This is a genomic window from Teichococcus vastitatis (genome assembly GCF_003604215.1).
Classification (GTDB): Bacteria; Pseudomonadota; Alphaproteobacteria; order Acetobacterales; family Acetobacteraceae; genus Pseudoroseomonas; species Pseudoroseomonas vastitatis.
The window spans coordinates 291,256-312,722 of the sequence record NZ_QXGS01000004.1 but is presented as its reverse complement, the minus strand read 5'-3'; the positions used below and the strand labels follow the sequence as shown (position 1 = coordinate 312,722).

At 71.2% G+C, this 21,467-nt stretch carries 25 protein-coding genes; 13 read left to right on the top strand and 12 right to left on the bottom strand.

Features of this window, described 5'->3' with window-relative positions; all coding sequences use genetic code 11:
- Positions 1-29: 29 nt before the first annotated feature.
- Positions 30-914 carry a Clp1/GlmU family protein gene (locus tag D2K64_RS24335; protein ID WP_157985790.1) on the bottom strand — a complete coding sequence of 295 codons (885 nt, stop codon included), beginning with the start codon at positions 912-914 and terminating at the stop codon, positions 30-32.
- Between the two features lie 116 nt (positions 915-1,030).
- Between D2K64_RS24335 and D2K64_RS24330 the strand changes: the two genes are divergently transcribed.
- The 4 genes from D2K64_RS24330 (at position 1,031) to D2K64_RS09335 (ending at position 2,027) form a co-directional block, all read left to right on the top strand.
- Positions 1,031-1,219 carry a hypothetical protein gene (locus D2K64_RS24330; protein ID WP_157985789.1) on the top strand — a complete coding sequence of 63 codons (189 nt, stop codon included), beginning with the start codon at positions 1,031-1,033 and terminating at the stop codon, positions 1,217-1,219.
- 32 nt (positions 1,220-1,251) lie between these two features.
- On the top strand, positions 1,252-1,437 hold the full coding sequence (locus tag D2K64_RS24325) for a hypothetical protein (RefSeq protein ID WP_157985788.1): 186 nt from the start codon (positions 1,252-1,254) through the stop codon (positions 1,435-1,437).
- A gap of 36 nt (positions 1,438-1,473) precedes the next feature.
- Positions 1,474-1,674: a hypothetical protein gene (locus D2K64_RS09340; protein ID WP_120008129.1), complete on the top strand. Its 201-nt coding sequence runs from the start codon at positions 1,474-1,476 to the stop codon at positions 1,672-1,674.
- Positions 1,675-1,754: 80 nt separating this feature from the next.
- On the top strand, positions 1,755-2,027 hold the full coding sequence (locus D2K64_RS09335) for a hypothetical protein (RefSeq protein WP_120008067.1): 273 nt from the start codon (positions 1,755-1,757) through the stop codon (positions 2,025-2,027).
- A gap of 73 nt (positions 2,028-2,100) precedes the next feature.
- On the opposite strand, the gene D2K64_RS09330 is transcribed toward D2K64_RS09335, so the two are convergent.
- Entirely contained in the window at positions 2,101-2,478 is a 378-nt protein-coding gene (locus D2K64_RS09330; RefSeq protein WP_120008066.1) for a hypothetical protein, read from the bottom strand.
- Between D2K64_RS09330 and D2K64_RS09325 the strand changes: the two genes are divergently transcribed.
- From D2K64_RS09325 to D2K64_RS09310, 4 genes are all read left to right on the top strand, one after another.
- On the top strand, positions 2,461-3,222 hold the full coding sequence (locus D2K64_RS09325) for an alpha/beta hydrolase (RefSeq protein WP_202910599.1): 762 nt from the start codon (positions 2,461-2,463) through the stop codon (positions 3,220-3,222). The genes D2K64_RS09330 and D2K64_RS09325 overlap by 18 nt on opposite strands.
- Positions 3,223-3,290: 68 nt before the next feature.
- Positions 3,291-3,782: a GFA family protein gene (locus D2K64_RS09320; protein WP_120008065.1), complete on the top strand. Its 492-nt coding sequence runs from the start codon at positions 3,291-3,293 to the stop codon at positions 3,780-3,782.
- 178 nt (positions 3,783-3,960) lie between these two features.
- On the top strand, positions 3,961-4,872 hold the full coding sequence (locus tag D2K64_RS09315; RefSeq protein WP_120008064.1) for a transglutaminase family protein: 912 nt from the start codon (positions 3,961-3,963) through the stop codon (positions 4,870-4,872).
- Positions 4,873-4,972: 100 nt separating this feature from the next.
- Positions 4,973-5,779, top strand: coding sequence for a transglutaminase-like domain-containing protein (locus D2K64_RS09310; protein WP_120008063.1), 807 nt, complete (start codon positions 4,973-4,975; stop codon positions 5,777-5,779).
- Positions 5,780-5,822: 43 nt separating this feature from the next.
- Here the strand turns inward: D2K64_RS09310 and D2K64_RS09305 are convergent, their stop codons facing one another.
- Both D2K64_RS09305 and D2K64_RS09300 read right to left on the bottom strand, forming a co-directional pair.
- Positions 5,823-6,590, bottom strand: a complete 768-nt coding sequence (locus D2K64_RS09305) for an SDR family oxidoreductase (RefSeq protein WP_120008062.1) — start codon at positions 6,588-6,590, stop codon at positions 5,823-5,825.
- A 41-nt stretch (positions 6,591-6,631) separates the two neighbouring features.
- The gene (locus D2K64_RS09300; protein ID WP_120008061.1) at positions 6,632-7,330 is read right to left on the bottom strand and encodes a GntR family transcriptional regulator; all 699 of its coding nucleotides are present in this window, start codon (positions 7,328-7,330) and stop codon (positions 6,632-6,634) included.
- A 102-nt stretch (positions 7,331-7,432) separates the two neighbouring features.
- Here D2K64_RS09300 and D2K64_RS09295 point away from each other — a divergent pair, with 102 nt between their 5' ends.
- From D2K64_RS09295 to D2K64_RS09275, 5 genes are read left to right on the top strand one after another with little or no spacing between them, the layout of a single operon-like run.
- The gene (locus tag D2K64_RS09295; RefSeq protein ID WP_120008060.1) at positions 7,433-8,671 is read left to right on the top strand and encodes an ABC transporter substrate-binding protein; all 1,239 of its coding nucleotides are present in this window, start codon (positions 7,433-7,435) and stop codon (positions 8,669-8,671) included.
- Between the two features lie 57 nt (positions 8,672-8,728).
- Complete coding sequence (locus D2K64_RS09290) at positions 8,729-9,610, top strand: branched-chain amino acid ABC transporter permease (protein ID WP_238384104.1); 882 nt, start codon at positions 8,729-8,731, stop codon at positions 9,608-9,610.
- Positions 9,611-9,615: 5 nt separating this feature from the next.
- Positions 9,616-12,126, top strand: a complete 2,511-nt coding sequence (locus D2K64_RS09285; protein ID WP_120008127.1) for a branched-chain amino acid ABC transporter ATP-binding protein/permease — start codon at positions 9,616-9,618, stop codon at positions 12,124-12,126.
- A gap of 20 nt (positions 12,127-12,146) precedes the next feature.
- Entirely contained in the window at positions 12,147-13,073 is a 927-nt protein-coding gene (locus D2K64_RS09280) for a 3-hydroxyacyl-CoA dehydrogenase (protein WP_120008059.1), read from the top strand.
- A 3-nt stretch (positions 13,074-13,076) separates the two neighbouring features.
- Positions 13,077-14,003 (top strand): BKACE family enzyme, encoded by a 927-nt coding sequence (locus tag D2K64_RS09275; protein WP_120008058.1) that lies wholly within the window; start codon positions 13,077-13,079, stop codon positions 14,001-14,003.
- A gap of 4 nt (positions 14,004-14,007) precedes the next feature.
- Here D2K64_RS09275 and D2K64_RS09270 read toward each other — a convergent pair whose 3' ends face one another.
- The 8 genes from D2K64_RS09270 to D2K64_RS09235 form a co-directional block, all read right to left on the bottom strand.
- Positions 14,008-14,655, bottom strand: coding sequence for a thioredoxin domain-containing protein (locus D2K64_RS09270; RefSeq protein ID WP_120008057.1), 648 nt, complete (start codon positions 14,653-14,655; stop codon positions 14,008-14,010).
- Positions 14,656-14,726: 71 nt separating this feature from the next.
- Positions 14,727-16,094, bottom strand: a complete 1,368-nt coding sequence (locus D2K64_RS09265) for an NAD(P)/FAD-dependent oxidoreductase (protein WP_120008056.1) — start codon at positions 16,092-16,094, stop codon at positions 14,727-14,729.
- Complete coding sequence (locus D2K64_RS09260; protein ID WP_120008055.1) at positions 16,084-16,404, bottom strand: (2Fe-2S)-binding protein; 321 nt, start codon at positions 16,402-16,404, stop codon at positions 16,084-16,086. Before D2K64_RS09260 ends, D2K64_RS09265 begins: the two co-directional genes overlap by 11 nt.
- Complete coding sequence (locus tag D2K64_RS09255) at positions 16,385-17,518, bottom strand: NAD(P)/FAD-dependent oxidoreductase (RefSeq protein ID WP_120008054.1); 1,134 nt, start codon at positions 17,516-17,518, stop codon at positions 16,385-16,387. The genes D2K64_RS09260 and D2K64_RS09255 overlap by 20 nt, the downstream gene beginning before the upstream one ends.
- Entirely contained in the window at positions 17,515-18,318 is an 804-nt protein-coding gene (locus tag D2K64_RS09250; RefSeq protein WP_120008053.1) for an ABC transporter permease, read from the bottom strand. Before D2K64_RS09250 ends, D2K64_RS09255 begins: the two co-directional genes overlap by 4 nt.
- A complete protein-coding gene (locus tag D2K64_RS09245) occupies positions 18,318-19,181 on the bottom strand; it encodes an ABC transporter permease (protein WP_120008052.1) in 864 nt (287 codons plus the stop codon). The genes D2K64_RS09250 and D2K64_RS09245 overlap by 1 nt, the downstream gene beginning before the upstream one ends.
- On the bottom strand, positions 19,178-20,305 hold the full coding sequence (locus tag D2K64_RS09240; RefSeq protein WP_120008051.1) for an ABC transporter ATP-binding protein: 1,128 nt from the start codon (positions 20,303-20,305) through the stop codon (positions 19,178-19,180). Before D2K64_RS09240 ends, D2K64_RS09245 begins: the two co-directional genes overlap by 4 nt.
- Before the next feature lie 2 nt (positions 20,306-20,307).
- Positions 20,308-21,342, bottom strand: a complete 1,035-nt coding sequence (locus tag D2K64_RS09235; RefSeq protein ID WP_120008050.1) for an ABC transporter substrate-binding protein — start codon at positions 21,340-21,342, stop codon at positions 20,308-20,310.
- Positions 21,343-21,467: the final 125 nt, after the last annotated feature.

The window sequence follows — 21,467 nt, the reverse complement described above, 5'->3', positions numbered from 1 at the left end:
GGGGGGGGGAGCTCCAGCGGCCCGGCCGGTCAGGCCCTGGGCGGGCGCGGGATCTCGTGGGCGTTCCAGCCCGGGTCCAGCCACAGCCCGCCCCAGCGCAGCCCGGCGACGGGCGATTCCACCCGGGGTGCGCGCAGCCGAAGCCGGTGCGGTTCGTCCGGTGCCTCCACCAGGGCCAGCGCGAGGTCGTGCCCGGCGCCATCCAGCAGCGCCACCAATTGCCGCGGCGCCGGCCAGGGGGTGACGCCGGCTTGCTCCATGCGCAGCCCGGCCAGGTCGATCGGCCAGGCTGGCGCCGGCGCGAAATAGGCGGCAAAGGCCTCGGCGCGCAGCCGGCGCCGCCGGTTGCCACCCTTGCGCACCGCCTGCGCCGGCCGGGCCAGGCGGCGGACGGGGATGTGCGGGTGATCGGCCAGCACGGCCTCCAGCGCCGCGTCCGCCCCGATCGCAACCAGCAGGTCGGGCCGCAACGCCGCGATCTTGGCCGCCTTGAGGCGTCGTCCGGCCCCCTTCAGCAGCCCGCTGGTGTTGACCAGCAGCAGCCCGGGCGGTGCCGCGGCGGCGAGGCGGGCGGTGCCGGGGATCAGGCGCGGCCAGGCGGCGAGCGGCTCCAGCGAGCCCTGGAAGGACAGGGCGCACAGGCCGGGCACACCACCCGCCGCGTCGGCGAGGCCCAGGGTGACGCAGGCCGGAGGGCCGAGCTGTTTCTGGCCCAGATCGACGTCCAGCAGGCTGGCCGGACGGCCGCGGCGCGATGCCTGTTGCAGCACCAGCCGGCAGAAGCTGCTTTTGCCGGCATCCGGGGCACCCAGCACCAGCACGCGGCGGACGCCATCGCCGCCGAGAATGGCCGAGCCGGCGTCCTGCCAGTCCGGTGGCACGGCCAGGGGGATCAACGGCTCCGGCTGCTGCATCGCGCATGGCTCCCGGCATCGCGGCGGCGGCCGTTCCGCCGCCTCGTCGGAAATGAATTTTGGCCGAAGCCAGTTCCGCCCTGCCGCGTTGTTCCGGAAGACGAGGGAGGAGTGCGATGTCCCAGCGGCCTCATTCCCCGGACCCGCCCGCGCCGGCCAAGCCGGCGGGCGGTTCCGGAACCCAGAGTGGCCAGGGCGTGGTCGACCGGATTCATGCCCTGGCCGAGAGCATCCGCCGGCAGATGGGCATGCGGCGGCAGAACCGGGCCCGCGCCGAGCAGGGGCGGCCATCTGCCAAGTCCTGATCGCCCGGCACGACCCATCGGCAGGAGGAACCATGTCCAGCAACAGCAAGAGCGAAGCGCCCGACACGGCGCAACCCCCACCCGGCCCGGCGCAGGGCGCCCCGGCCGACCCGGCGCGGAGCCGGAGCAAGGCGGAGATCGCCGCGGACCACACCGCGGAGGAAGCGGCCCGCAACGCCGGCGGAGGCAGCCCGCCGGCGGACAAGGCGCCGGGCTGAGCCGGCCCCCCGTCAAGAACCACGAGGAGAGACAGAATGTCCAAAGCCCATCTTCCGCCGGTGCCGCCGGCCAACCAGAGCCCGATGGGCGGCAACACGCCGCAGACCGGCAATGACATGTCGGCCGAGGTGGCCGAGCAGAACAAGGCCTCGGTGAACCGCAACCTCGCCATCCAGGGGCGGCAGGGCAACATCAAGACCAACACGACGCATCAGGGGTACCAGCAGGACCGCTAGCGTCGGGGCGATCCGGGACGGCCGCCGGCGCAGGCTGCGGCGTCCCGGCCTGGAAAACGCGGAGCGGAAGGACAGATCGAATGCGGCAAACCTCGCTGAGCGCGGGCGAACAGCGGATCACCATCCAGACCAATGAGCAGGGCACGCAGGTGCTGGGCTCGGCCGACGAGGTGCTCGGCAATTACGGCACCGACCGGCATGAGGAGATGGTGGACAAGTACGAATCCGATGGCTGGAGCGTCACCGCCAGCGGCGACGTGCGCCCCGCCGAGGCCGGCCCGCCCACCACGCAGCCCAACAAGGATGATGGCGGGGATGGGTTCCAGGAACTGGACCTGGGCATCTCCAGCTGAACGGCGCCCAGTTGGACCGTCTTGGGAGGGCGAACCGTGCCGGGCCGCGCTGTTCCGCCGGCCCGGCGCGGATTCAGTAGGATCCCTTGTTTCCGGTGTGGCCCTCGGCCTTGTTGGATTCTTCCACCAGCTGCCCCGGTTCGTAATCGGCCTGGTTGCCCGGCCGCGAGGTCTGGTTGCTCAGGGGATTTCCGGTCTGGGCGGTCTGGTTGAGCATGGGGCTCCTCGCCTTCCGCGCTTCGTTCTCCGCCTTGGCCTGCTCCTGGGGATCGTTGGTCATGTTGTTCTCCTCCATGCGGCGCCACGTCGCCCGAAACAACCGGAGGGTGGTGGGCGCCGTGCCGGCCTCCTCTCCAGAACGGCCGCGCGGCGGGTCCGGTTGCCGCGCGGCGCGGCCGGCGGCGCAGAACGGCCCGGCCCAGGAGGCGGCCTGATGGCCTTGCCCGATCATGAGGATGCACCGCTGCCCGGCATCGGCTCCGGTGCCACGCAAGGGCGCCTGGCGGCACGCCCGGCGGCGGTGGCGACCGCCGCCGCCACACCCGGCCTGCACGCCCTGAAGCTGGGCCGCACGCGGGACGGGCTGCTGCTGGTGCCGCCCGGCGGGCCAGCGCCCAGGCCGCTGCTGGTGTTTCTGCACGGCGCAGGTGGCCGGGCAGACAGCACCCTGTCCCTGGTGCGGGAGGAGGCGGAGGCGCGCGGCGTGGCGCTGCTGCTGCCGGAATCGCGGGGGCCGACCTGGGACGTGATCCGCGGCGGCTATGGACCGGACGTGGCCTTCCTGGACGCGGCGCTGGAACTGGCCTTCCGGAGGGTGCCGGTGGACCCGGCCCGGCTGGCCATCGGCGGCTTCTCCGATGGCGCGTCCTACGCGCTGTCGCTGGGTGTGGCGAATGGCGACCTGTTCCGGCAGGTGCTGGCCTTCTCGCCAGGCTTCGCCGCACCGCCCGTGGCGGTCGGGACGCCCGCGCTGTTCATCGCCCATGGGCGCGGCGACGAGGTGCTGCCGATCGACCGTTGCAGCCGCCGCCTGGCACCGCGCTTCCAACGGGCCGGATACGCGGTGCGGTACGAGGAGTTCGAGGGCGGCCACGTGGTTCCCGCCGCCGTCGTTTCCACCGCGCTGGGGCTGTTATGCGCGGGCGCCGGCCTCGGGACTGGCATCGGGGCCGGAAACGATCCGCCGGCCGGCTGAGACGGCATGCGGCGCCCCGGCTGCAACAGCAGCGCGGCCCCGGCGTTGGCTGGGGCGGAGGTTCCGCCATGCCGATGACGCTCAAGGGCTCCTGCCGCTGCGGCCGGATCCGCTTCACCCTGGACAGCCACACCCCGCATCCCTACCAGCGCTGTTACTGCTCGATCTGCCGCAAGACGGCGGGCGGCGGCGGCTACGCCATCAACATCATGGGCGTGGCCGACACGCTGCGAGTGCAGGGCAAGCCCGCCATCTTCCATGCGGAGATCTGCGACGAGGGCGGCGAGCGTTGCGAGGTGAGCAGCGGCGCCCGGCATTTCTGCCCGGGATGCGGCTCGGCCCTGTGGATGTCCGATCCGTCCTGGCCGGACCTGGTGCATCCCTTCGCCTCGGCCATCGACACCGAACTGCCGGTGCCGCCATCGCGCGTCCACCTGCTGCTGCGCGACAAGGCGCCCTGGGTGGAGCCGCAATTCGGCCCCGGCGACGCGCGCTTCGACGGCTTTCCCGAGGAGAGCATCGAGGCGTGGCACCGCGGGCGCGGGCTGTGGGTCGCCTGAGCGCCTCGCCTCCGGCGAGCCGGTGACGGAGCCTCGCCCCGGGGAGCGGTGAGGCGCTTCGCGCGGGGGGGGCGGCGAGGCGCCTCGCGCCGCGGGCCGCGCGCGGCTAGGATGCCGCTCTGCCCGGATCGTCCGGGCCGGGGCGCCCCCGCCAGGGAATCCGGGGGCTGGAACGCGGATGCCTGTTTTCTCGGTTCGGCACCTGACCGAATACCGCTATGCCCGCCCGGTGGAGTTCGGCGAGCACCGGCTGATGTTCCGCCCGCGCGACAGCCATGACCAGCGCCTGCTGCACGCCTCGCTGGAGGTCGATCCCGAGCCGGCGGCGATCCGCTGGCTGCATGACGTGTTCGGCAATTCGGTGGCCCTGGTGCGCTTCGGCGGGCCGGCGACGCGGCTGCGCTTCGAGACGCGAATCCGTCTCGACCACACGCCGTTCTCGGGCCCGGATTTCCAGATCGACGAGGCGGCGCGGCATCACCCGGTGCTGTATGCGCCCGAGGACGTGCCGGATCTCGCGCGCTGCATTGAGCGCCACCATGCCGATCCGGGCGAGGAGGTGGCGCGCTGGGCCCGGCAGTTCATCCGCCCCGGCAGGCCGACCGAGACCGGCCACCTGCTGATGACGCTGTGTTACGCCATCCGCGAGAGCTTCTCCTATGCCCGCCGCACCGAGCCGGGCACGCAACCGCCGCTGATGACGCTGCATCTGCGGCGCGGCACCTGCCGTGACTTCGCGCTGTTCATGATGGAGGCGGTGCGCTCCCTCGGCTTCGCCGCGCGCTTCGTGTCCGGCTACATCTACGTGCCGGATCGCGACGGGTCGGAGGTGCTGGGCGGCGGCTCGACCCATGCCTGGTGCCAGGTCTATCTGCCCGGTGCCGGCTGGGTGGAATTCGACCCCACCAACGGCATCGTCGGCAATCGCGACCTGATCCGCGTCGCCGTGGCGCGTACCCCGGACCAGGCGGTGCCGCTGGCCGGCAGCTACCATGGGCTGGCCGCCGACAGCATCGGCATGGATGTTCAGGTGAACGTGACCACCGCCGGGCAGCTGGCCGAGGCTACGATGCCTCTGCCGCAACCTTGAGCAAAGGGTGGCGTCCCGGAGGGATTTGCCTTAAATTTCAGCGAAATTCCCGGGGCAATGACCCTGGAGGGATCGCCCACAGCCTTTTCATGGAGTGAGGATGAAGATCCACGCCGGCTTCGACATCGCCTACGAGTGCCCGCAGCCGACGCCCATGCTGCTCATGCTCAACATCCATCCGTCGCGCCGGGTCGACCTGCTGACGCCGCAGGTGCTGCAATTCGACCGGCCGGTGCAGACGCGCGAATACGTCGACGGCTTCGGCAACAGCTGTGCCCGCATCCTGGCGCCGCCCGGCCTGACCACCATCTCCACCCGGTACACGATCTACGACAGCGGCCAGCCCGACGTGGTGAACTGGAATGCCTGGCAGCACGAGGTGCAGGACCTGCCGGACGAGGTGCTGGTCTATCTTCTGGGCAGCCGCTACTGCGACACCGACCGGCTGGCCGATTTCGCCTGGGCGCAGTTCGGCAACGCGCCGCTGGGCTGGGGGCGGGTGCAGGCGGTGTGCGACTACGTGCACAACCACATCCGCTTCGACTACCAGCTGGCGGACTCCACCCGCACCGCACATGGCGGGCACACCGACAAGGTCGGCGTGTGCCGCGACTTCGCGCATCTCGCGGTCACGCTGTGCCGCTGCCTGAACATCCCGGCGCGCTACTGCACCGGCTATCTCGGCGACATCGGCGTGCCGCCGGTGGATTCGCCGATGGATTTCTCAGCCTGGTTCCAGGCCTATCTCGGTGGCCAATGGTACACCTTCGATGCGCGCCACAACACGCCGCGCATCGGCCGCATCCTGATGGCCACCGGGCGCGACGCCACCGACGTCGCCATCTCCACGCAGTTCGGCCCGGCGCTGCTGAGCCGCTTCGACGTGGTCAGCCACGAGGTGGCCTGAGCGATGGTGCGGGAGGGGGCTTGCGGCTCCCTCCCGCCGCCGGTCACGACAGCATGCGCGTGTCGCCATCCACGCTGATCGCCTGGCCGGAGATGGTGCGGCCGCGCGGCGAGGCCAGGAATAGGATCTGGTCCGCCAATTGCTGCGGCGTGACGTAGTCCTTGATCGAGGTGAAGGAAAAGGCCAGGCGCTCCATCTCGGCGAAGGCGACGCCGCGCTGCTGCGCCTTGGCCTCCAGCACGCGGCGCTGGCGGTCACCGGCGACCAGCCCGGGCAGGATGGCGTTGACGCGGATGCCGTCATCGCCGAGCTCGATGGCCAGCGACTTGGTGAAGCCGATCACCCCCCATTTCGCCGCCGCGTAGGGTGCGCGCAGCGCGAAGCCAAACTTGCCGGCGGCCGAGGACAGGTTGGTGATGCTGGGATTGGCCGATTTCCGGAGGTGGGGGATGGCCAGCCGGGCGCAGTTGAACTGCGAGGTCAGGCAGACCTCGACGCAGCGGTCCCAATCCTCCGGGTTGATCTCCTCCACGCGGCCGGTCGGTCCGGCGATGCCGGCATTGTTGACCAGCACGTCAAGGCCACCGAGCCGCGCGATGGCCTGATCGAACAGCGCGGCCACATCGGCGCGGCTGGCCACATCGGCGCGGCAATGGCCGATGCCGGTGGGCAGGCTGGCCAGCCCCGCCTCGTCCAGGTCGCAGGTGAAGACCTCCGCGCCCTCGGCGGCGAAGGCCTCGACCACGGCGCGGCCGATGCCGTTGGCGCCCGCGGTGACCAGCACCTTCGTGCCGCGCAATTGCAGATCCATGGTTTGTTCCTCCCTGATGTTGCGCGGGCGTGGCCGGCGGCTTAGCCTGCCGGCGCCTCCGGCAGCCCGCCCTTCTCGATGATGAAGTCGGCCGCCCGCGTGATGTCCTCGGCCACGGCGTTGCGCGCGGCCTCCGGCCTGCCGTCGCGAATCGCGGCGAGGGCCGCGGCGTGGCAGCGCAGCGCATGGCCGGCGGACAGCCGATCGTTGGAATGCCGCAGATCCAGGTTGATCACCGGCCCGGCCTTCAGCCACAGCCCGCCGATCACCTCTAGCAGGGTCGGCAGCGCGGCGGCGCGGTAGATGGCGAAGTGGAAGTCACGGTTCAGCGCCACCGCGATGCTGGGGTCGGCAGAGGCCCGCGCCTTGCGCATCGCCGCCTCCGCCGCAGCGATGCCGTCGAGCTGCGCCGGGCTGCGCGTGGTGGCGGCGAGCGACGCGGCCCAGCCCTCGATCCCGGCGCGCACCTGGGCCAGCTCGCGGAACTGTGCGCGCGTCATCACCGGCACGCGCACGGCGCGGTTGGGCGCCACCTCCAGCGCGCGGTCGGCGATCAGGCGGCTGACGGCTTCCCGCACCGGCATCACCGACACGCCGAGCGCTTCCGACAGGTCGCGCAGCGACAGGCGCTCCCCCGGCGCGACGCGGCCGGACACCAGCAGCTCCCGCAGATGGGCGTAGGCCGACTCCGCCAGGGTGCGGCGTTCCAGCAGGGGCAGGGTGGTGATGGCATCGTTCACGCATTCGCCTCTGGACAATCCCGCACGGTTGGGCAAGCCTGACTGTGATCACAGATCACGGCAAGGGCGAAAACAAGCCGGCCGAGGGAAGGAACCATGAGAATGACCGAAGCACCGCGTTTCACGCGCCGGGCCGGATTGCTGGGCGCCGCCGCACTGCTCGCCACCCCCGCCATTTCCTACGGCCAGTCGGACGCGCTCCGCATTGGCCATCTGACGCCGCGCACCGGCTTCCTTGGCCCGCTCGGCGAGTTCGCCGTGCAGGCGGCGCAGCTGGCGGCGGACGAGATCAACGCCGCCGGCGGCATCAACGGCCGCAAGCTGGAGATGCTGTTCGAGGACAGCGTCAACCCGCAAACCGCCTCGGCCAAGGCGGAGCGCTACATCCAGCGCGACAAGGTCGCCTGCATCGTGGGCGAGATCAACTCGGCCTCGGCGCTGGCGATCGGCCAGGTGGTGCAGCGCGAGAAGGCCCTGTTCATCAACACCGGAGCCAATTCCGACGCACTGCGCGGCAGCGACTGCCGCAAGATGATGTTCCACATCGAGGGCCAGAACTCGATGTATGTGAAGGCGGTGGGCCGCGCTCTGGTGGAGAAGGGGCTGATCAAGGGCAAGAAGGCCTATGCCCTGACCGCCGACTACGCCTTCGGTCACGACCTGCTGAAGGTGGCGCGCAAGTTCATCACCGAGAATGGCGGCAGCATCGCGAGCGAGGACCTGATCCCGACCGACCTGACCGATTTCTCGCCCTTCCTGCTGAAGCTGCGGCAGGCGCGGCCCGACGTCATCGTGGCCAACCTCGCCGGCGCGCAGATCACCAACTTCCTGAAGCAGTACACGGAATACGGGCTGCGCTTCCCGGTGGCCGGCTTCGGCTTCGACACGGCGCTGGCCTGGGGCGCCGGCTCGGGCAATTTCCTCGGCACCTGGCCCACCATGTGGCACCACCGGCTGGAGAACCCGGCGGCGAAGAAGTTCACCGCCGATTTCCGCGGCCGCTTCGGCCGCCCGCCGGAGAACCAGGCCTGGGGCGACTACAACGCCGTCAAGATCATCGCGCAATCGATGAACGAGCTGAAGAGCGTGGACGCCGTGCAGGTGATGCAGCACCTGGAGAAGGGCGCCAAGTTCAACGTGCAGAAGGACCGCGAAAGCTACTTCCGCGCCCGCGACCACCAGATCATGACCGAGATGTACGCGATCACCGCCCTGCCGCCCGCCGAGCAGAAGGACCGCTACGACATCTTCACCTCCTCGGCCGGCATTCCGGGCGAGGGCGAGCCGCTGGAGGCCATCGCCTCCACGCCCGAGGAAGCAAGCTGCACCTTCCCGAGCTGAGGAACTGACCATGCGGGCCGGCGCCGTCCGGTCCGCTTCCTCCGCGTCGCAGGAGAGATGAAGTTGGAAATCGTGTTTCTGCTGGAGCAGATCCTCAACGGACTGCTGATCGGCGCCTATTACCTGCTGATTGCGCTGGGGCTGTCGCTGATCTTCAGCCTGGGCGGCATCGTCAACCTGGCGCACGGCGCCTTCTACGCCATCGGCGCCTACCTGGCGGTGGCGCTGGCACCGCATATCGGCTTCGGCGGCGCCTTCGTGGCCGCCCCCGTGCTGGTCGCCATCCTCGGCCTGCTGATCGAGCGCTTCCTGCTGCGCCGCTTCTACCGCGCCGACCCGATCCTGTCGCTGCTGCTGACCTTCGGCCTCGCCATGGTGGCGGAGCAGACGCTGCGCATGGTGTTTGGCGCGCCGCCGCTGCCTTTCGCCATTCCGCGGATGCTCGCAGGCCAGGTGATGATGGGCGAGTTCATCTTCTCCTTCTACCGGCTGATGATCCTGGGCGTCGCGGTGCTGTGCGTCGCCGGGCTGTGGTTCCTGCTGCAGCGGACGCATTTCGGCCGCGTGGTGCGCGCCGGGGTGCAGAACCCGGACATGGTGGGCGCGCTCGGCATCTCGCTCAGGCCCTACATGTCGGCGGTGGTGGCGATCGCCGTCGGCCTCGCCGCGCTGGCCGGCGTGATGTTGGCGCCGGTGACCGGCGTGCACCCGGCCATGGGCGCCGAGATCCTGACCTTCGCCTTCGTGGTCGTCGTGATCGGCGGCCTCGGCTCCTTCTGGGGCGTGGTGCTGGCGGCGCTGATCGTGGGCGTGGTGCGCGGCATCGCCGCCTTCTACTTCCCGCCCGCCACCGAGGCGTCCGTCTATCTCCTCATGCTGCTCGTCCTGCTGCTGCGCCCGCGCGGCCTGTTCGGCGAACGCATCGCGAAGTTCGAGTGAGCATCATGAATCTCCGCGACCTCCGTCCCCTGCTGATCGCGCTCGCCGCGCTGGTCATCCTGCCCTTCATCCTGCCCGCCCTCGGCCTGACCATGCTGTCGGCCACCGACGTGGTGATCTACGCCATCGCGGTGATGGGGCTGAACATCCTGGTCGGGCATACCGGCCTCGTCTCCTTCGGCCACGGTGCCTGGTTCGGCATCGGCGCCTACGCCACCGGCATCATCCAGCGCGCCTTCTTTCCCGGCGACATGGTGCTGCCGGCGATCGGCGCGCTGCTGGTGGTCATCGCGCTCTCGGCCGCGGCTGGCTCGCTGATCCTGCGGCGGCGCGGCGTGTATTTCTCGCTGCTGACGCTGGCGCTGACCGCCATGCTGTTCACCGTGGCGTATCGCTGGACGTCGCTGACCGGCGGCGAGAACGGCTTCGGCGGCATCACCCGCTACGAGGCGCTGGCCGATGCCGGCACCTACTACATCGTCGCGGCGCTGGTCGGGCTCGGCGTGCTGCTCGGCCTGTGGCGCTTCCATCAGGCGCCGGCCGGCACGGTGCTGGTGGCGATCCGCGAGAACGAGCAGCGCGCCCGCTTCGTCGGCTACAGCACCAACCGCTACAAGCTGCTGGCCTATGTGCTGTCGGCCAGCGTCACGGCGCTGGCCGGCGTGCTGTCGGCCTATAACCACCGCTTCGCCTCGGCCGAGCCGATGGCCATCGCCTTCTCGGGCGAGCTGCTGGCCATGGTGGTGATCGGCGGCATGCGCTCCTTCCTCGGTCCGGCCCTGGGCGCGCTGTTCTACATCCTGTTCCGCGAGTTCCTGTCGATCTACACGCCGAACTGGCTGCTGTTCTTCGGGCTGCTGTTTGTCGGCTTCATCGTGTTCTCGCCGGACGGGCTGGTCGGCGTCGGCCAGCGGCTGCTGCAGCCCTTCCGGAAGAAGCAGGTTGAGGACGCGGCGATGTCGGCGCGCCGCGCGGTCACGCCCGAGCCGGTGCCGCCGCGCTTCGTCCGCCCCGGCACCGCCTCCGGCGCGGTGCTGGTGGCGGAGGACCTGCGGAAAAGCTTCGGCCGCATCCAGGCGGTGAAGAAGGCGGACCTGGCCGTGGCCGACCGCACCCTGCACGCGCTGATCGGGCCGAATGGCGCCGGCAAGACCTCCGCCTTCAACCTGCTGTCGGGCATGTTTCCGCCGGATCACGGCCGGGTGGTGCTGGACGGGCAGGACGTCACCGGCTTCTCGCCGGAGCGCATCACCCGCGCCGGCATCGGCCGCTCCTTCCAGATCACCAACCTGTTTCCCGGCCTGTCGATCGCGGAGAACCTGCGGCTCGCGGTGCAGGCGCGGCATCCGGCGAAGTTCGGCCTGTGGCGCAGCGCCCGGTCCTACCCCGACATGGCGGAGGATACCGACGTGCTGCTGCGCTGGATGGGCCTGGCCGGCATCGAGAAGGCCGAGGCCGGCGCGCTGTCCTATGGTGGGCAGCGGCTGGTGGACATGGCCGTGGCGGTGGCGACCAAGCCGCGCATCCTGCTGCTGGACGAGCCGCTGGCCGGCCTCGCCACCGCCGAGCGGACCCGCGTCGGCGAGCTGATCAAGCGGGTCTCCACCGACATCCCGGTGCTGCTGGTGGAGCACGACATTGACCGCGTCTTCGCCCTGGCCGACCGCGTCACGGTGATGAATGACGGCGAGGTGCTGGTGGACGGCACGGTGGAGGATGCGCGGTCCGATGCGCGGGTGCAGGCGATCTATCTCGGCTCCGGCACCTCGGCCATCGCCGCCAGGGCGCGCGAATCCGCGGTGGTCGATACCGAGCTGCTGAATCTCGACGGCATCAACACCTTCTACGGCAAGAGCCACATCCTGCAGGGCGTCAGCATGGCGGTGAAGCAGGGCGAGATCCTGGCGCTGCTCGGCCGCAACGGCGCCGGCAAATCCACGCTGCTGAAGACGGTGATGGGCATCACCCGCCCGGCCTCCGGCAGCATGACGTTGGCGGGGGAGCAGGTGGCGGGCCTCGCCTCCGACCGCATCGCGCAGCGCGGCGTCGGCTTCGTGCCGCAGGGGCGCGGGCTGTTCGCGGGGATGAGCGTGGCCGAGAATCTGATGCTCGGTCGGCTGAAGCGGCGCACCGGTGCCGGCAGCCACTGGGAGGAGGAGAAGGTGCTGGAGGTGTTCCCGCGGCTGAAGCAGCGCTGGCGCACCCCGGCCGACGCGCTGTCGGGCGGCGAGCAGCAGATGGTGGCGGTGGCGCGCGCGCTGTCCGGCGACACGCGGCTTCTGCTGCTGGACGAGCCCTTCGAGGGCCTGTCCCCCGCCGTGACTGAGGAATTGTTCGAGGCCTTCGACAAGCTCCGGCGCGAGATCTCCATCATCATCGTCGACCACAACCTCGACCTCGCCCTGGCGCTGTCCGACAGCACCGTGGCGCTGGAGCGCGGCGCGGTGACCTGGACGGGCGAGAGCCGGCTGCTGCGCGAGGACCTGGAACTGCGGCGCAAGGTGCTGTGGCTGTGACGCGGCAAGGAAGCGATGCCATGAGCGACAAGGTGGCCATCATCGGCGTCGGCCTGATCGGCCGCGCCTGGGCGATGATCTTCGCCCGCGCCGGCTGGGAGGTGGCGCTGCACGACGCGGACGGAAGCGTGGCGCGGGACGCGGTGCGGCTCTGCGCCGAGGGCCTGCAGGACCTGGCGGCGCAGGGGCTGTGCGACGACCCGGCGGTGGCGGCCACGCGCATCCGTGCCGCGGCGGACCTGGCCGATGCGGTGCAGGGCGTCGCCCTGGTGCAGGAGAACGGCCCCGAGCGGCTGGAGGTCAAGATCGCGCTGTTCGGCGAGCTGGACCGGCTGGCGCCGCCGGAGGCGATCCTGGCTTCCTCCTCCTCCGCCATCCGCGCCTCCACCTTCACCGAGGGGCTGGCGGGGCGGGCGCGCTGCCTGGTGGCGCATCCGGTCAACCCGCCGCACCTGATCCCGCTGGTGGAGCTGTCCGGCGCGCCCTGGACGTCGCCCGAGGTGATCGCGCGGGCGCGGGCGATCTATGCCGGCATCGGCCAGGTGCCGGTCGCCGTGCTGAAGGAGATCGAGGGCTTCGTGCTGAACCGGCTGCAGGGCGCGCTGCTGGCGGAAGCCTTCCGGCTGGTGACGGAGGGATACGTCACGCCGCAGGACCTCGACCACACGGTGAAGGACGGGCTGGGGCTGCGCTGGAGCTTCATGGGCCCGTTCGAGACCATCGAGCTGAACGCGCCGGGCGGCATCCCGGATTACTGCGCGCGCTACACGGGGTTCTACAAGCGGCTCGCCGCCGACCCGGCGCCGCCGGCGGTGTACGAGGCCGAGGCGGTGGCGCGGCTGATGGCGGCGTGGCAGCCTGCGGCCGACCCGGCGGCGAAGATGCGCTGGCGCGACCGGCGCCTGGCCGCGCTGCGCGCGCACAAGACGCAACACGAGGAGAACTGAACCATGGCGAAGCGCAAGGTCATCATCACCTGTGCCGTCACCGGCGCCATCCACACGCCCAGCATGTCGCCGCACCTGCCGGTCACGGCGGAGCAGATCGCCGATGCGGCGATCGGCGCGGCGGAGGCCGGCGCCGCCATCGTCCACCTGCATGCGCGCAACCCGCAGGACGGCCGGCCGGACCAGACGCCCGAAGGCTTCACGCCGTTCCTGCGCGTCATCAAGCAGCGCACCGATGCGGTGCTGAACATCACCACCGGCGGCGCGCCCACCATGACCATCGAGGAGCGCGTCCGCCCCGCGGCGACGCACAAGCCCGAGGTCGCCAGCCTGAACATGGGCAGCATGAATTTCGGCCTGTTCGGCATGCTGAACCGGTTCAAGGATTTCCAGCACCCCTGGGAAAAGGAATACCTGTCCGACAAGGGCATCATCTTCCGCAACAGCTTCGCGGATATCGAGTACATCCTGACCACTTGCGCCGAGAACAACACGCGCTTCGAGTTCGAGTGCTACGACACCGCGCACCTCTACAACCTGAAGTACTTCCTGGACCAGGGCATCGTGAAGGCGCCGCTCTTTGTGCAGACGGTGTTCGGGCTGCAGGGCGGCATCGGCGCGCATCCGGAGGACGTGCTGCACATGAAGCGCACCGCCGACCGGCTGTTCGGCGACCAGTACCAGTGGTCGGTGCTCGGCGCCGGGCGCAACCAGCTGCCGATCGCGGCGATGGCGGCGGCGATGGGCGGCAATGTCCGCGTCGGGCTGGAGGATTCGCTGTGGGCCGGCCCGGGCAAGTTCGCGGAATCCAACGCGGAGCAGGTGCGGCTGGCGCGGCAGATCATCGAGGGGCTGGGGCTGGAGATCGCGACGCCCGACGAAGCCCGCGAGATCCTGTCGCTGAAGGGCGCCGACAAGGTCGGCTTCTGATCCCTCAGCCGCTGACGAAGCTGGCGAAGCGCTCGAAGGACAGGGCGCCCGCCGCGCGGCGGTCATCGAAGAAGAAGGTCGGCGTCCGCGTCACGCCGCGCTCCCGCTCGCCTTCCAGGCGGCTGCGCAGCACGGCGCGCCGCAGGTCGTCATTCTCCAGCGCCGCCTCCACCTGCCAGCGCTGCATCCCGGCCAGCGCCGCCAGCTTGGCCAGCTCGTCGAACTTGTCGGCGTCGCGGTCGAAGGCCCAGCGCTCCTGCGAGGCGAACAGGGCGCGGATGAATGGCTCATAGGCATCCCCCGGCAGGGCGCGGGCGATCTGCGCCGCTTCCAGCGCCAGCTCGTCGAGCGGGAAGTCGCGCCACACCAGCCGGATGCGGCCGGTGTCCACGAACGCCTCGCGCACCCGCGGCCAGGTTTCCAGGTGGAAATGGGCGCAATGATTGCAGGTCAGGGAGAAGTATTCCGTGACCACCATCGGCGCATCCTCGGACCCGGCGGAGCGCTCGGGCAGCGGCGGCGCGTCCGGCAGTGGCGCGCTGCCCTGCGCGCGCGTCGCCGCGGGCGCGGCCCAGGGCGCCAGCGCGGCGGCGGCCAGCAGGGTGCGGCGGGTCGGCAAGCGGCGGTTCAGGATGGGGTGGGGCGGGGTCATGGCGGGCTCCTGCAGGCGCGGCGGCCAGCATGCCGCCGCCGCGCCGCCGGGGAAACCCCGCGGTTCCGGGATCAGAGCTCCGCCAACTCGCCCACGGTGATCGGCTTGTAGGGCGCGCGGGGACGCAGCGCCCCGGCCTCCTCCATGGAGAGGCCGCGCGTTTCGGCGATCAGCGCGGCCACGGTGGTGCCGCACATGCGCCCCTGGCACGGCCCCATGCCGGCGCGGAGATAGGCCTTGGCCTGGTTCGGCCCGGTGGCGCCGAGCCGCGCCGCCTGCCGCACCTGACCCGCCGTGATCTCCTCGCAGCGGCACACCACGGTGGTGTCGTCGCGCGGCGCCAGCACGTCCGGCGCGGGGGCGTAGAGACGGTCCAGGAAGGGCCGCAGCGCCAGGGCGCTTGCCAGGAGGTGACGGTGGCCGGCGGCGCGGCGGTCGCGCTCGGCGGCGCCGATGCGGCCGAGGCGGTGCGCCGTGTCCAGCGCCGCCAGCGCGCCGGTCTGCGCCGCCGCCTGCCAGCCGCCGATGCCGCCGCCATCGCCGGCCACCGCCACCCGGTCGTGGCTGCTGGCGCCCCATTCATCCAGCGCCGGCCGCCAGCAGAGCTGCGCCGCGTCCCAATGATGGTCCAGCCCCATGGCGCGGGCGATATGGGTGGAGGGGATCACCCCCTCATGCAGCAGCAGCGTGGCGCATTCGGTGCTGCCGCCCTCCCAGGAAACGCCGCGCAGCGCGCCATCCCCCTCGGCCCGCAGGCCGCGTGTCCCGCGCACCACCTTCATGCCGGCGCGGCGCGCTTCCAGCATCATCAGCCCGCCCTTGGCCAGCATGGCGCGGCCATTCCACAAGCCGCCCGCCCGCATGGCGCCGCCCAACGCGCCGCGCGCCGAGGTTTCCAGCAGCAGCGCGGGCGGCGCCCCGGCGCGGAACAGCTGCACCGCCAGCAGCCACAGCAGCGGCCCCTGGCCGGCCAGCACGGTGCGGCCCTTCGGCACGGCGCCGGCCTGCTTCAACAGGATCTGCGCCGCGCCGGCGCTCATCACGCCCGGCAGGGTCCAGCCAGGGATCGGCACCGGGCGCTCCTGCGCGCCGGTGGCCAGCAGGATGCGCTGCGCCCGCAGCGTGGCGCCGCCGTCCGGTCCGCGCAGCGACAGCGTGCCGGTCTCGAGATCGGTGTGCCACAGCGTGGTGGAGGGGCGGTAGTCGAGGCCCGGCATGGCGCGGAAGCGGCGGGCCAGCGCCGCGCCTTCCTTCGCATATTCGCCGGTCAGCGCGGGGTCGGCGGCGGCGGCCTCCACGGCGCGGAAGACCTGGCCGCCCGGGGCCGGCTGCTCGTCGATCACGGTGACGGACAGGCCGAGGCCGGCAGCCTCCAGCGCCGCGCTCATGCCGGCCGGGCCGGCGCCGATGATGGCGAGGTCGCCGGGATCAGGCGCCATGGGCGGCATTCTCCTCCCGGAAGGCGAGGCGGGCGCCGCGCTGTGGCTCGATGCGCATGCCGGGGTGGACGGCGACGGTGCAGGATTGCCGGTTGGCCACGCCGTCGATCTCGGCCAGGCAGTCGAAGCAGATGCCCATCATGCAGTAGGGCAGGCGCGGGCTGCCGGTGACCGGCGTGTCGCGGATGGCGGGCAGGCCGGCCAGCAGCACGGCGGCGGCGGCGGTGGCGCCTTCCGGCACGCGCACGGGCTGGCCGGCGACCAGCACCTCCACGGTGGCGGGGCGGATCTCAGGCCGCTGTGCGAACATCGAATCGTTCCGCGCTGAAGGGGGCCATCTCGGGCTCCAGTTCCCCGGCGGCGATCATCGGCGCCAGGCGGTTGGCATGGGTTCCGGCCAGCGTCACGCCGGAATGGCAATTGGCGGTGAAGGCGCCGGGGTACCGGCGCGACTGGTCGTAGATCGGCAGCCCGTCGGGCGCCATGACGCGCAGCGCCGACCAGGCGCGGACGATGTTGAGCCCGGCGATCCAGGGAAATGAGCGCACGGCGCGGTTGGCGATCATCTTCATCGCTTCCGGTGTCTGGCCAAGGTCGAAACCGACCTCCTCCTTGCTGTCGCCCAGCATCAGCGAGCCCTCGTCGGTCTGCCGCACCGTGGTGGTGGGCATCGGCAGCACGGTTTGCGTGCGCTCCGTCACCAGGATCTGGCCGCGCTGCGGCCGCACCGGCGTGGACAGGCCGAAGCGCGGCGCGAGGTCGGCATTGCCGAGGCCGGCGGCCAGCACCACGCGGGGGGCGCGGAACGACGCGCCGGCGGCGTCGATGCGGAAATCATGCGGCGCGCAGGCCGCGCCCGCCACCCGCGCATTGGGCTGGTAGGTGCCGCCGGCCCCGGTGAAGCCCGCATGCAGCGCCCGCAGCAGGTAGAGCGGGCTGGCATGGCCGTCATAGGGCGTCCAGGACAGGCCGGCCACGTCGGGCCCAAGGCCGGGCAGCATGTCGCGCGCCTCGGCGCCGCGGATCATTCGGTATTCCAGGCCAAGGTTGCCGGCCTCGCGCTGCAGCCGGGCCATGTAGTCGCCGCGCTGCTCGAACTCCTCCTCGCCCAGGCAGATATGCACGCCGCCGGGCTGGTGCAGCCCGGTGTCGATGCCGGTGGCGGCCGCCAGTTCCTGCGCGAGCTTCGGCCATTCCTCGGCCGAGCCGCGCGTCCAGCGCTGGTAATGCGGCGCGCCAAGGCCCTTGGACTGCACCCAGACCAGGCCGAAATTGCCGCGCGACGCGCGGAAGGCGATGTCGCCCTCATCCAGCAGCAGGGTGGCGAGGCCCTCGCGCTGCAGGCCATAGGCGATGGCGGCGCCCACCAGGCCGCCGCCGATCACGATGGCGTCGAAGCTGTTCTGCGCCCCTGGGCGGTTCATGCGCGGCGTTCCCCGGTGAGCAGGCGGTCGATGGGATAGAAGCGGTCCAGCACCACCAGCACGATCGCGGTCACGGCGATCAGCGCGGCGGACACCGAGGCCACCAGCGGGTCGGTCATCTGGTCGATATAGGTGAACAGCCGCACCGGCAGCGGCGTGTCGGTGGGGGAGGCGAGGAACAGGCTCACCGTCAGCTCGTCGAAGGAGGTGATGAAGGCCAGCGTCCAGCCGCCCGCCACGCCCGGCAGGATCAGCGGCAGCGTCACGCGGCGGAACACGGTGAAGCGGCCGGCGCCGAGGCTTTCCGCCGCGCGCTCGATGCGCGGGTCGAGGCCGGTCAGCGCCGCCGTCACCAGCCTTGCCATGTAGGGCACCACCACCACGAGGTGCGCCGCCACCAGCGCCGCGAAGGAGCCCACCATGCCGAGGCCGGAGAAGAAGCGCAGCAGCGCCACGCCGAGCACCACATGCGGGATCATCAGCGGCGAGGCGAGCAGCGCCATCATGCCTTCCCGCCCCGGAAAGCGGAAGCGCACGATGGCCATGGCGGCGGGCACGGCGATCAGCGCCGCCAGCGTCGCCGCCACGAAGGCCAGCTTCAGGCTGAAGCCGAAGCTGTGCAGGAAGCGGGGATTGTCGGCGATCGCCAGCCACCAGCGCAGCGAGGCGCCGTCGAAGGGCATTGCCAGGTAGCCCTTGTCGGTGAAGGACACCAGGATCACCACGGCGAGCGGCGCCAGAATGAAGGTGACGAAGATCAGGTGGAAGGCGATGGCGCCGGGGCCGTTGCGTCCCTGCATCAGCCCACTCCCAGCCGGCGCAGCGCGCGGCGCTCGACAAGGCCGGTCCACAGCAGCGTCGCCGCCAGGATGGCCAGCAGCAGCAGCACCGCGACGGCGGCGCCCAGCGGCCAGTTCAGCGTGTTGAGGAATTCCGTGTAGGTCATGCTGGCCGCCACCTTGAGCCGCCGTCCGCCCAGCATCTGCGGCGTGGCGAAGGCCGAGGCGGACAGGCAGAACACCATCAGCGCGCCGGCCAGGATGCCGGGCATGATGTTGGGCAGCACCACGCGCCGGAACACCGCGACGCGCCCGGCGCCGAGGCTCTCGGCGGCGCGCGCCAAAGCGGGGTCGAGCCGGCCCAGGCTGGCCCACACCGCCAGCACCACCAGCGGCACCATCACATGCACCAGGCCGAGAATGATGGCGAGCTCGGTGTACATCAGCCGGAACGGCGTGCCGGGCACGCCGATCCAGTCCAGCCCCTGGTTGATCAGGCCATTGGTGCCGAGCAGAACCATCCAGCCGAAGGTGCGCACCACCACCGACACCAGCAGCGGTCCCACCACCACCAGCAGCATCAGGCCGCGCCAGCGCGGCGCCATGCGGTGGATGATGATCGCCTCCGGCACGCCCACCGCGATGCACAGCACGGTGACGATGGTGGCGATGCGGAAGGTGCGTGCCATCACCTCGTGGAACAGCCCGTCATTCGCCAGCTCGGCGTAGTTGGCCAGGCTCCAGACCGGCAGGATGCCCTTGTCGAAATCGAAGCCGCGGAAGGACAGCACGGCAACAGAGACGAGCGGGACCAGCAGCACGGCGCCCATGGTCAGCAGGGCGGGGGCGGACAGCGCGGCGGGGGCAAAGCGGGAGCGGCTCATGCCGCCCCCCTGGCCGGCGCCGCGACCGGCGCCTGGATCGGCCCCTGGATCGGCTCGGGGGCCGCCGCATCCATGCGGCGCAGGCTGTGCGGGTCCCAGTCCAGCGTCACGGCCTCGCCCTCGGCGGCGGGGGGCGTGCCGGTGTTCTGCACCATGACCATCATGTCGCCCGCCGCGGTGTCCACCCGCACCAGCCAGAAGCCGCCCAGGAAGACGCGCGAATGCACGCGGCCCGGCAGGCCGGCCTCCTGCGCCGCGCGGATGCGCAGCCGCTCGGGGCGGATCGCCAGCGTGATCTCGCCCCTGGCCTGCGCCAGCGGCTCGGGCAGGGCGAAGGCGTGGCCGCCGACCTGCGCCATGCCTTTGGCGGCGCGCACCGGCAGGCGGTTGGACCGGCCGAGGAAGTCGGCGACGAACGCGTCGGCCGGCGCGTCATAGGCGCGCCAGGGCTCATCGATCTGCACGATGCTGCCCGCCTGCATCACGGCGACGCGGTCGCACAGCGCCATCGCCTCGTTCTGGTCGTGCGTCACCAGGATGGTGGTGACGCCGACGCGCTTTTGCACCTCGCGCAGCTCCACCTGCATCTCCTCGCGCAGCTTGGCGTCGAGGTTCGACAGGGGCTCGTCCAGCAGCAGCAGGCGCGGCTCGATCACCAGGGCGCGGGCCAGCGCCACGCGCTGCTGCTGGCCGCCCGACATCTGGCGCGGAAAGCGCCCGGCCAGATGCGACAGGTGCACGAGGTCGAGGGCGCGCCGCACCCGCTCGGTGCGCTCGGGCTTCGGGATCCTGCGCATCTCCAGCCCGAAGGCCACGTTCTCCGCCACGGTCATGTGCGGAAACAGCGCATAGGACTGGAACACCAGGCCGATGTTGCGCCGGTTGGCGGGAATGGCGGCGAGGTCGCGGCCCTCGAGGCGGATCGTGCCGGCGCTCGGCGTCTCGAATCCGGCGATCATCTGCAGCGTGGTGGTCTTGCCGCAGCCCGACGGGCCGAGCAGGCCCAGGAACTCGCCCTGGGCCACCCGCACCGAGACATCCCGCACCGCCGCCACCGTGCCGTAGTGCCGGGCGACCCCGTCCAGCACGAGGAAGTCGCCCGCGGGGAAGCCGGGGGCGGCCATGGTCAGCGTTCGACCTCGCGCTGCCAGCGGCGGGTCCAGTCCTGGCGCGCCGGGTTGATGGTGGTCCAGTCCACCGCGACCAGCTGCTTCACCTGGTCCTCGCCATAAATCACGCCGGACGCCACCTCGGGCTTCAGCTGGGTGGTCTTGTTGGTCGGGCCGGCGCCATAGCCCTCGGACATGATCGTCTGCACCTCTGGCGAGACGAGGTGGGATACGAATTTCTGCGCCAGCCCCGGGTTCGGGCCGCCTTCCACTGCGCAGGTCGCGGTCATCAGCACCACGCCGCCTTCCTTGGGGGCGATGAACTTCATCGGAAAGCCGGCGAGCTGCATGGCGCGGGCGCGCGACGAGCCCCAGACCGACATCCAGATCTCGCCCGAGGTGAACATGTCGCTCATCTTGCCCGGGCTGCTTTCATAGGCGAGCACGTTGGGGTTCACCTTCTCCCGCATCGCCTTGAAGCCGGGGCCGGGCTCCTTTTCCGAGCCGCCATTCAGCCGCGCCATCATGGCGACGGTGTGCACGCCGTAGGTGTTGTCGATGCCGGGGATCGAGATGCGGCCCTTGAGGTCGGCGCGCGTCAGATCGTTCCAGGAGGTCGGGACCGGGAGATTCCGCTCCTGGAAGACCTTCTCGTTGTAGGCGAGGCCGGTGAAGCCGAAGCCGGTGCCCAGCGCCTTGCCGCCTTCCAGCAGCGCGATCGGGTAGAGGCTGTCGATCGCCGCCTTGTCGGCCGCCTGCTGGCAGAAGCCCAGCGAGATCGCCTGGTACATCGGCCCGTCATCGAGCACCACGACGCCGATCTGCTGCGCACCCTTCTGCGCCTGCAGCCGCGCCAGGCTGTCGGTGGAGTTGCCGGCCAGGTAGTCGACCTTGGCGTTGTTGGCGCGCTCGAAGGCGGGGATCACCTTATCGCGCAGCAGCGCCTCGTAGGAGCCGCCATAGGCGGCCACCACCAGCCGTTCCTGCGCCGAGGCGGCGCCCGCCATCAGGCCAAGCGACGACACCGCCACCAGCAGCGTTTTCCTGAGCATCCCAGATCCTTTCTCATCCCTGCGCGGCGGGGGAGGCGTGGCATCTGTGCTTCATGCCGCCGCGCCCAGCGCGGCGGCACGGCCGTGTGATCGTGCCATTCAGGCTCCGGTGTCCCGCCCCGGAT